This window comes from Brevibacterium sp. (assembly GCF_052105255.1).
Lineage (GTDB): Bacteria > Actinomycetota > Actinomycetes > Actinomycetales > Brevibacteriaceae > Brevibacterium > Brevibacterium linens_B.
Map to the genome: position 1 here is coordinate 51,737 of NZ_JBQDYQ010000012.1, position 9,607 is coordinate 61,343.

Consider the following 9,607-nt stretch of genomic DNA (forward strand, 5'->3'; position numbering starts at 1 on the left):
CCGTCGCGGCAGAACCTCCCGCCCGCGACTTGTCCTACAGGTACTCACGCATCAGTCACTCTTCGCGCCAAAACATCCCGCTGCAACGGGGCGTTGTGCCGCTACCGGTGAGGGATGCTCGGGTCAGAGCTGGGCGAGGGCCTTCGCGATGCGCTTCTCCGACACCGGATGTGCCGTGCCCAGCGAGTTCGCGAACAGCGAGACGCGCAGCTCTTCGAGCATCACGACGACCTCGACCCATTCGGTGGGCAGAGACACGATCAGCTGCGACCACTCGGCCTTCGCCAGTGCCGGGAATCGATTGCCGATCTTCTTGACCACATCGCTGCTGCAGCCGGTGACTCGATCCATGAGCTGCTTGTCACGGATCGGCGAGTCCTGCATTCCGCCGATGCGCACCACTTCAGCCTGCACCCAGCGGGGAAGCTCTCGCAGCATCTGCGGAGTCAACGCCGCAATGGCGGCTGCGCTCGTCCGGGAGGCTCTCCACGCCTGCACATCGGCGAGGTTCGACAGGATCGCCAACGAGGATGCATTCGACACGAGTTTGTCGAGCTCGGTCGCCGCCTTCAGCGCCTTCATCAGGTGCGGCAGCAGCGATGAACAGGTCAGCGGCAACTCGGCGTCGACGTCCTTGCGCAGCCGCGCGAACTCATCGGCGGTGGCCACCCATGACGTTTCGGCCGGCCCCAACCGGTCGACGACGAGACCGCGGATCCCGACACGAATCAGCCCGCCTAGCAGCTCGTCGGCGGTCTTCTGATGACCGGCGAGGATGAGCTTCTCCTGAGTGGTCAGCCCGTCCTGCAGGTACTTCAGCGCATCAGACGTGTGCTGGCCCAGCAGAGTGATGATCGCTTCTCGCGTGGCCAAGCGTGCCTGCGCTGCTGTGTCGAAGGCCACGAGGTCGACCGATGTCGCACGGTCCGCGAGCCCCGGAACGACACCGGCCGCGGCCTGATCGGGATCGGCCAGTTCACCGAACGACCAGTCCGTCAGGCCCGTCTTCGGGGTGAACGCGCTCCGCTTCTGGCGGGCCTTGCGCACCTGCGGCGTGGCCTTCGTCCTCAGAGCAGCCAGGTCCTCGCCGAGACCGACGGTCTTCTTCCCATCGACGACCCGGAAGGTCAGCCGCAGATGGGCGGGAATCCGCGATCGGTCGAAATCGTCGGCGGTGACCGTGATCGGCACGAGATCGTTCAGCCCTCCCCCGCCGGCGCGTTCGCTCAGATGCGCGGCGAGCACGTCCGGCAGGCTTCCCTGGTACGGGGTGAGCGCCGGCAGAATCTCGCGGGCGACGTCGGGAGCGGGGACGAAGTAGCGGCGTTTGCTCTTCGGCAATGACCGGATATAGGCGGCGACGAGTTCTTCGCGCAGCCCGGGCACCTGCCAGCTGAATTCGTCCGCGTCGACCGCGGGCACCGCCTCGGCGGGGATCTCCACGGTCACCCCGTCCTCAGTGCTGCCGGGGTCGAAGGAGTAGCGCAGCTTCGCCCGCGTGCCATCGGCCAGTTCCCATTCCATCGGGAAATCCGAGGCCACCGAGGCGGTCAGCTCCTCACTGTCGTCGCTGAGCAGCACCGAGGTGGTGAGGTCGAGCAGGTGCGCGTCCCGCCGTTTCTGCTTCTTCCACCATCCCCGGAAATCCGCCGCCGAGGTCATCCCCTCCGGAATCCGTTCGTCGAAGAATTCGTAGAGGGCATCGTCTTGGTCGAGCACGCGACGGTTCCGTGTCCGCGACGCCAGTTCCTCGGCCTCGTCGATGACGGCCGCGTTGTGTTCGAGGAAGCCGAAGCGTTCGTGCCAGTCGCCTTCGATGAGACCTTTGCGGATGAACGCGTCCCGGGCGGCCTCGGCGTCGATGGTGCCGTAGCCGACGCGGCGGTCGCTGACAAGTGTGACCCCGTAGAGGGAGATCTTCTCGTAGACCATCGACGCGCCGGCCTTCGTCGACCAGTGCGGATCCGAATATTGGCGGGTGACCAGGTCACCGGCGGCTTCGACGACCCAGTCCGGATCGATCGCGGCGACGGTGCGGGCCCACAGTCGGGAGGTCTCGACGAGTTCGGCAGCCATGACGAAGTCCGGATTGACCTTGAAGAGTCCGGATCCCGGGAAGATCGCGAACCGGGTGCCGCGAGCTCCCTGATAGTCCTTGTGCCGCTCCGACCGTGAGCCGATCATCGTCAGCAGACCGGTGAGCAGCGATCGGTGGATGGCGGCGGCATGCGGGTCGAGTTTGGCGGCTGCCACCTGCTTCCCTGTGTCCCCGGCCGGACCGGTCGCTCCCTGCTTCTTCGCACTGCGTTTGGCGGCGCTGAGTTCGGCGAATCCGATCTTGCCGTTCGCACCTCGTCCGCCCTGGGCGCTTCCTTCGCCCCGACCGCCACGAGCGCCCTGACCGCCACGAGCAATTTGGCCCCTGCGACCACGACCGCCGCGACCATGGTCGGAACCGTCAGCGGACTCAGCAGGATTCGCCTTGCCGCCGTCACCGTCGAGGTCTGTCCCCTCGGACGTCGCGTCGTCGCCCGGCCGCCAGACGGATTTCTCGATCCTGATCCCTGCGGAGCCGAGCAGGGAACGCAGCTGGCCGACGAGATCCTGCCATTCGCGGATGCGTACGAAGTTGAGGAACTCGTCCTTGCAGCGCCGACGGAACTTCGAGGATCCCATGTCCGCCTGCAGGCTCTGCAGGTAGTTCCACAGGTTGAGGTAGGACAGGAAATCACTGCCCCGGTGAGTGAACCGGGCGTGCCTCTCATCGGCTGCGGCGCGGAATTCGGCCGGTCGTTCCCGGGGGTCCTGGATCGACAGTGCGGCGACGATGACGGTGACCTCTCCCCCGCAGCCGGCTTCCGCGCCGGCGATGACCATCCTGGCCAGGCGGGGGTCGATCGGCAGCACGGTGAGTTTCCGACCGATCTCGGTGACGTGGATCTTCCCGGCAGAGTCGCTGGTCAGCGCCCCGAGTTCGGTGAGCATCGTGCGTCCGTCGCGGACCGCTCTGGCCTCCGGCGGGGTGAGGAACGGGAAGTCGAGGATCTCCTGATCACTCGAGGCGAATCCCAATGAGGCCATCTGCAGGATGACGCTGGCGAGGTTCGTGCGCAGGATCTCGGGATCGGTGAATGCGGGACGCGACTCGAAGTCATCCTGTGAGTACAGCCGGATGCAGATGCCGTCGCTGGTGCGCCCCGAGCGGCCCTTGCGCTGGTTCGCACTGGCTTGGGAGATCCGTTCGATCGGCAGTCGCTGCACTCGGGTGCGGTTGGAGTAGCGGGAGATGCGGGCGGTGCCGACGTCGACGACGTATTTGATTCCGGGCACCGTCAGCGAGGTCTCGGCGACGTTCGTGGCCAGGACGATGCGAGGTCGCGAATGCGGTTGGAAGACCTTCTGCTGCTCGCCGGCGGAGAGTCGGGCGAAAAGCGGCACGACCTCCCAGCTGCTCATCCGCGGGCGTCTGCGCAGGTGGTCGGTCAGGGCATCGGCGGTGTCCCGGATCTCGCGTTCGCCGGAGAGGAAGACGAGGATGTCACCGGGGTCCTCGGCGGCGAGTTCGTCGACGGCGGCGATGATTCCATCCGTCTGCTCCTCGACTCCTGTCTCGTAGTTCCCGGACTCGCCGGGTCCGTCGACATCGTCATCGGCAGGATCGTCCCCGAGCGGCCGGTACCGGACCTCGACCGGATAGGTGCGGCCTTCGACGGAGATGATCGGAGCGTCGTCGAAGTGAGCGGAGAACGATTCCGGGTCGATCGTCGCCGAGGTGATGATGACCTTGAGATCGGGACGTCGGTCGAGGACTTCCTTGAGACAGCCGAGGAGGAAGTCGATGTTGAGGCTGCGTTCGTGGGCTTCGTCGATGATGATGACTTCGTAGTCGCGCAGCAGTTTGTCCCGCGAGAGCTCGGAGAGCAGGATGCCGTCGGTCATCACCTTCACCCGGGTGGAGTCGGCGACCTGCGCAGTGAACCGCACCTGATAGCCGATGGTGCTGCCGAGTTCTTCGTCGAGTTCGTCGGCGATGCGCTCGGCCACGGTCCGGGCGGCGATGCGCCTAGGCTGGGTGTGGCCGATGAGTCCGTCGATCCCGAGGCCGAGGTCGAGGCAGATCTTCGGCAGCTGGGTGGTCTTTCCCGATCCCGTCTCACCGGCGATGATGACGACCTGGTTGTCCCGGATCGCCTCGGCGATCTCATCCTTCGCCGCGGTGACCGGCAGATCCTCGGGGTAGGTGACGGTGACCGGATGGGCAGCGCGGGCGTCCTTGAGCCGGGCCCGGCGCTGCTGATGGTGCGCTGCCGTGGTTCTGCGTCGCTGAGACGCGCGCCCACGTCCGTTCTTCCCGCGCCGAGGCAGCCGTCCTGGATTCGTGTTCGCTGGAGTGGTCGACGGGGTCGGGTTCTCTTCTGCCATTGCGTCTCCCAGCTTAGCGGCAACCCCGCTGCAGAGGCAGACGACCGGGCAGAGCCCAGGTCAGCTTCCGCCGCCCCACAGCGGTGCCAGCGCCGAGTAGAGCTGTTGGATGCCGAGGATGATGAACAGCAGTGCTGTGATCGCCAGGGCGACGTTCGTGTGCAACTTGTTCGCCCATTCCTTCGGGATCTTCTTGCCGTTGAGCAACCCGAGGAGGGTGATGGCCAGGAACGGCATGAACAGCGAACCGAGGACGCCGTAGGCGAGGATCAGCCCGATCGGCTTGCCGAGGATGAACAGCAGCATCGGCGGGAACGTCAGCCACAGCACATAGAACTTGAAGTACTTGCCGCCGGTCAGGGTGTCGGGGTGCCCGCCCGGCTTCTTGCGCATATGCCCCCAGAAATCGGCGAACATCAGGGACACACCGTTCCAGACGCCGATGATCGAGGAGAAGGACGCGGCCCAGAAACCGACGAGGAATGCGATGCCCACGACCTCGCCGTAGCGGGCCTTGAGGACGTCGGCGAGGTCGAGCAGCCCCTTGTCCTCGGCGGAGATCGAGACTCCCGCGGCACGGACGACCTCGGCACCGACGACGAGCATGGCGATGACGAAGATGCCGGTCATCACGTAAGCCATCGAATTGTCGATGCGCATCACCTTCATCCACTTGGGGGTGTGCCAGCCCTTCTCGCGCAGCCAGTAGCCGTAGGCGGCCAGCGTGATGGTGCCGCCGACGCCTCCGGCGAGCGCAAGCGTGTAGATCACGCCGCCCTCGGGGATGACCGGGATCAGACCGATGAGCATGTCGGGAATGTTCGGGGCGGCGATGATCGCCAGCCCCACGACGGTGATGAACATGATTCCGACGAGGACGGCGGTGATCTTCTCGAACACGGCGTAACGGCCGAACCACACCATGGCGAAGCCGGACAGGCCCATGAGCACCGACCATACTGTCAGGTTGATCCCGGGGAAGAGCGCGGCCAGCGGCAGTGCCGCCGAGCTCATCGCGGTGGCTCCGTAGACGAAACCCCAGATGATGATGTACGGACCGAAATACCACGTGGTCCAGCGGCCGAGCGATCGCCAGCCTTCGAAGATCGTCTTACCGGTCGCGAGGCTGAACCTGCCGGCGCCTTCGACGAGGACGATCTTGAGGATGACGCCGACGATCACCGCCCACAGCAGTCCGTAGCCGAACTGGCTGCCAGCCACCAGGGTCGCCACCATATCGGCGGCTCCGACACCCGTGGCCGCGACGACGAGGCCGGGACCGATGACCTTCCATTTGGCCGGGCCCGATGCCTCTTCGATTCCCGATACGGTCTCCGCATCACCCGCGTCGCCGGGGCCGGAACCGTTCGACTGCTCACTCATGGTGTCTTTCGCTTTCGTCTTCGGCCGCGCACAGACTCACGATGTGGTCAGGGGTCGCTCATCGGGATCTCCCGCACATCGGCGACGCAGCGGTCTCCGTATTTCCTCCGTCATGATAGGTGACAACGGTGATTGCATGTCACCAGTCCCACACCGTCTACCGCTATCCTCGAGGGGTGAGTGAGAACAATTCTTCGCAGGACTCCCGCAGCCGCATCGCCCGTCGGGTCTTCCCCGATGGCGTCGACCCCGATCCGCGCTTCACCCTGGCCAACGAACGGACCTTCCTGTCCTGGATCCGCACCGCCCTGGCCTTCATCGGCGGCGGCATCGCCGTCGAGGCCTTCACCTCGGAGATCTTCTCGACCGGTCTGCGGGCGACCCTGTCGATCGTGCTCATGGTCATCGGGTTCATCCTCGCTGCCGGTGCCGCGTTCCGCTGGCACCGCATCGAATCGGCGATGCGGCGCAAGACCTCCCTGCCGCTGCCGCTCATCATTCCCATCGTCAGCCTCGCCTCGGCGTTGGGTGCGGGTCTGCTCGTCCTGGTGTTTGCCGGCCTGCTGCGATGAGTCCTCACACTCCGCGACCGCGACGGCCCCGGCCGCTGCCGCACCCCGATCCAGGGCTGCAGCCCGAACGCACCACGCAGTCATGGCTGCGCACGAGCCTGACCATGACCGTCGTCAGCCTCATCTTCATGCGCTTCATCCATGTCTTCGGAGGCTGGTCGGTCGCGCTCTTCGTCGTGTGCATCGGCCTGGCCATCGCGGCGCTGTCCATGCAGGTCAGGCGCTACCGGCTCGGCTCGGACTCGATCCAGGCCGAGCGCAGTCGCCCGACCCCCTGGGCCGTGGCCTTCCTCACCGCTTCGGTGTGCCTCATCGCGGTCATCAGCACCGCCTCGGTCATCAAGATCTCGCTGATGTGATCACCAAGACGCCGCATCGGAGTTCCTCGTTATGAGACCACCGTCCGGTCCGCTGACCTGCACGCTTAAACTTGTCCGTATGAAGGATGCACGCGAAGTCTCCACCGCCCCACTCGTTGCCGTCGGCCTCATCGGCGGCTTCCTCACCGCCCGCGAGACCGGGATCCGCCCCCTCGGCGGAATCGTCCTCGCCGCAGCGGGCGCCTACGCCGCCCGCTCCTGGTATGTGAAGAAGGGCTGGCCGGCCGCCACCGGACTGTCCTTGGCCTACCTCGGCGGGTTCGGCGCCTCCCATCCCCTGGCGAAGAAGGTCGGCGCATGGCCGGCCGTGTTCGCCGTCAGCGCGGTCAGCGCCGCAGCGGCCTATGTCGTCTCCGATATCGCCGAGGCGGACTGACACCACCGCCCCAGACGCAGGAAGCGAGGATCCGAGGCGCCCATGCTGGCCGTATTCGAAGGTTTCGCCGTCATCGCCGGAGTCATTCTGGTCGGGTTCGTCCTCGGCCGCTCCGGCGTTCTCGGTCCCCACGGCCAGCAGGTCATCGCGAAGCTCGTCTTCTACGCCGGCACCCCGACCCTGCTCTATGTCACCGTCGCCGAAACCGACCTCGGGCTGATCTTCAACACAGCCCTCTTCGCCACCGGCGGCTCGGCACTCATCGTCGGCGCCGCCCTCTTCGTCCTCACTAAGTGGATCAGAAAACGCAGCACCGGTGAGGCGATGTTCTCCGCGTGGGCGACCAGCTACGTCAACATCGGCAACCTCGGCATCCCGATCGCCGCCTATGTCCTCCATGACGTCGGCTACGTCGCCCCGGTTCTGCTCTTCCAGCTGCTCATCCTCGCCCCCATCGGCATGGCCGTGCTCGACGGAGCGGGCAAGAAACAGCATGATTCGCACTGGTACTCCGCGATCCTCCAAGTGCTCAAGAACCCCATCGTCCTCGGAGCCGCAGCCGGTGTGGCCGCCTCGGCGACGGGCTTCGAGCTGCCGCGATTCGTTTTCGAACCCATCGACATGATCGGCGCCACGGCCGTGCCGGGCGCCCTGCTGGCGTTCGGCATCTCGCTCAAGGACGGATGGGGAGTGCCCGTCAAGGGCAGCCGCGCACAGCTGAGCTACATCACCGGTGCCAAACTCATCGCCCAGCCGGTCATCGCCTGGGCCACCGGCGGCCCCCTGCTCGGCTACACCGGGATCGACCTCTTCGCCATCGTCGTCACCTCCGCCCTGCCGACCGCACAGAACGTCTACATCTACTCGATGCAGTACCGACAGTCCGAGGCCCTCATGCGCGATGCCGTCTTCATAACCACGGTCCTGTCCGTTCCAGCGCTCGTCATCATCGCCGCCCTGCTCGGCTGACTCCGCGAAATCGACCGCCGTGGCGTGTCCTCCCCCGCTTGGACCCGGTGGTCACTGACAATGGGGATGTGTCCAGAGACGAGAAGAACGAGACCGAAGACCTCCTGAGCAGGCGGATGAGTTCAGGGTCTGCCAGTGCTGCCGAGAAGCAGTCGCAGGCCCCTCTGGAGGCGGCGAATGATCCCTCGACCGACACCGAGGCGTTCGATCCGATCACGGATCCCATCGCCGAGGATGCCCCTGAGCATTCCGCGGATGCGAAGCCCTCGACGGGTCCGGTGAGGGTGGCTCCCGCCCATTCGACGAGTCCGCACTCCCCGCCCGCGACCGCGAGCACGCGCACCGCCGAACAGAACGCCGCGCAGAAGTCCGCCGGCACGGATTCGGCCGCCGCTGCATCGACGGCCGATACCGGGGCCACCCGTGAGGCGCCTCAGAATGCGCGCACCGCAGTGATGAGCGAAGCCGATTGGGCAGCGGTGTCGAAGGCTGCGACGTCGACCGATGCCCGTGATCCCGAGGTGCCGGAAAGACGCCGGTCCGTGCTCGATGTCATCGGCACGATCTGGATCATGCTCGCCACCCCGTTCGTCCTGCTGGCTCTGGCGGTGCGCTTCGTCGCCTCCGGGATCTTTCTCAAATTTGAGTACTTCCGGCCCGGGTTCCCGGCCGACCAGTTCGGCTTCAGTGCCGCCGACCGTGAGCACTACGGGACTTACGTTATCGACTACCTGCACAACTTCGATTCCCGGCGCTACCTCGCCGATATCGTCATGCCCAACGGAGAGCCGATCTTCATCTCCGACGAGCTCAGCCATATGGCTGACGTCAAGGGTCTGATCTCGCTGCTCTACCTCGTGGCCCTTGTCGGCATCATCGGATCCGTGCTCTTCGGCATCTACATGTGCCGCAAGAACGGATCGGGCATCCACGCGGGAGTGCGTCTGGGGTCGATCTTCAGCATCATCTTCATGGCCGCCGTAGCCGTCGTCGCCGTGCTCGGCTGGGACAGCTTCTTCCGCGGGTTCCACAAGGTGTTCTTCGCCGATGGGACGTGGGAGTTCTACGCCGATGATTCGCTCATCCGCCTCTTCCCACCCCAGTTCTGGGTCGATGCGGGCATCGCCGGCGGCGGGCTGTTCGTGCTCCTGGCAATCATCCTCTTCCTGCTCAGCTTCACCGGTCACAGGAAGCGCCGGGCGCTGCGCAAGGCACGGAAGGACGCCGCAGCAGAAGTCTGATTCTTCTTCACTCCGCGCCGGCGGTCCGGCTCCGGGCGACGCTCCGGTTCGGGCGGCAGAGCAGCGCGTCACTGCACAGCGGGTTCGAGTCCCGCTCCACGGTTCCGGCCGGGTGGTCTTTCCCCTTCCACCCGGCCGAATCTCTGTCCGGAGTCACTCGACCGGACCAGCGATCCCCCGCCTCGGTGACGGTGGACGGTGACTGGATTAGTCGTCGACGGCGTCGCGGCCGCGACGGACGAGCAGCGGGTCGGCTTCATAGAC

7 protein-coding genes are annotated in these 9,607 nt (G+C 65.8%); 5 read left to right on the top strand and 2 right to left on the bottom strand.

Translation table 11 applies throughout. The annotated features are described in order from the left end of the window. Positions 1 to 123: 123 nt before the first annotated feature. Together hrpA and ACTIIH_RS05705 are read right to left on the bottom strand one after the other, a co-directional pair. Positions 124 to 4,422, bottom strand: a complete 4,299-nt coding sequence (gene hrpA / locus ACTIIH_RS05700; RefSeq protein WP_441451036.1) for an ATP-dependent RNA helicase HrpA — start codon at positions 4,420 to 4,422, stop codon at positions 124 to 126. A gap of 60 nt (positions 4,423 to 4,482) precedes the next feature. Then, entirely contained in the window at positions 4,483 to 5,805 is a 1,323-nt protein-coding gene (locus tag ACTIIH_RS05705; RefSeq protein WP_441451038.1) for an Nramp family divalent metal transporter, read from the bottom strand. 176 nt (positions 5,806 to 5,981) lie between these two features. Between ACTIIH_RS05705 and ACTIIH_RS05710 the strand changes: the two genes are divergently transcribed. From ACTIIH_RS05710 to ACTIIH_RS05730, 5 genes are all read left to right on the top strand, one after another. After that, positions 5,982 to 6,377 (top strand): DUF202 domain-containing protein, encoded by a 396-nt coding sequence (locus ACTIIH_RS05710; RefSeq protein WP_035320085.1) that lies wholly within the window; start codon positions 5,982 to 5,984, stop codon positions 6,375 to 6,377. Then, positions 6,374 to 6,736 (top strand): DUF202 domain-containing protein, encoded by a 363-nt coding sequence (locus ACTIIH_RS05715; protein WP_441451040.1) that lies wholly within the window; start codon positions 6,374 to 6,376, stop codon positions 6,734 to 6,736. Before ACTIIH_RS05710 ends, ACTIIH_RS05715 begins: the two co-directional genes overlap by 4 nt. Positions 6,737 to 6,815: 79 nt before the next feature. After that, positions 6,816 to 7,133 carry a hypothetical protein gene (locus ACTIIH_RS05720; protein ID WP_441451042.1) on the top strand — a complete coding sequence of 106 codons (318 nt, stop codon included), beginning with the start codon at positions 6,816 to 6,818 and terminating at the stop codon, positions 7,131 to 7,133. Between the two features lie 42 nt (positions 7,134 to 7,175). Further along, positions 7,176 to 8,102 (top strand): AEC family transporter, encoded by a 927-nt coding sequence (locus tag ACTIIH_RS05725; RefSeq protein WP_441451044.1) that lies wholly within the window; start codon positions 7,176 to 7,178, stop codon positions 8,100 to 8,102. Between the two features lie 68 nt (positions 8,103 to 8,170). Next, the gene (locus ACTIIH_RS05730; RefSeq protein WP_441451046.1) at positions 8,171 to 9,343 is read left to right on the top strand and encodes a TIGR01906 family membrane protein; all 1,173 of its coding nucleotides are present in this window, start codon (positions 8,171 to 8,173) and stop codon (positions 9,341 to 9,343) included. Positions 9,344 to 9,607: the final 264 nt, after the last annotated feature.

Excerpts from the sequence above, each read along its gene's own strand:
- ACTIIH_RS05725 (WP_441451044.1), top strand. The coding sequence starts at position 7,176 with ATGCTGGCCGTATTCGAAGGTTTCGCCGTCATCGCCGGAGTCATTCTG.
- hrpA (WP_441451036.1), bottom strand. The coding sequence starts at position 4,422 with ATGGCAGAAGAGAACCCGACCCCGTCGACCACTCCAGCGAACACGAAT.
- ACTIIH_RS05715 (WP_441451040.1), top strand. The coding sequence starts at position 6,374 with ATGAGTCCTCACACTCCGCGACCGCGACGGCCCCGGCCGCTGCCGCAC.
- ACTIIH_RS05705 (WP_441451038.1), bottom strand. The coding sequence starts at position 5,805 with ATGAGTGAGCAGTCGAACGGTTCCGGCCCCGGCGACGCGGGTGATGCG.
- ACTIIH_RS05720 (WP_441451042.1), top strand. The coding sequence starts at position 6,816 with ATGAAGGATGCACGCGAAGTCTCCACCGCCCCACTCGTTGCCGTCGGC.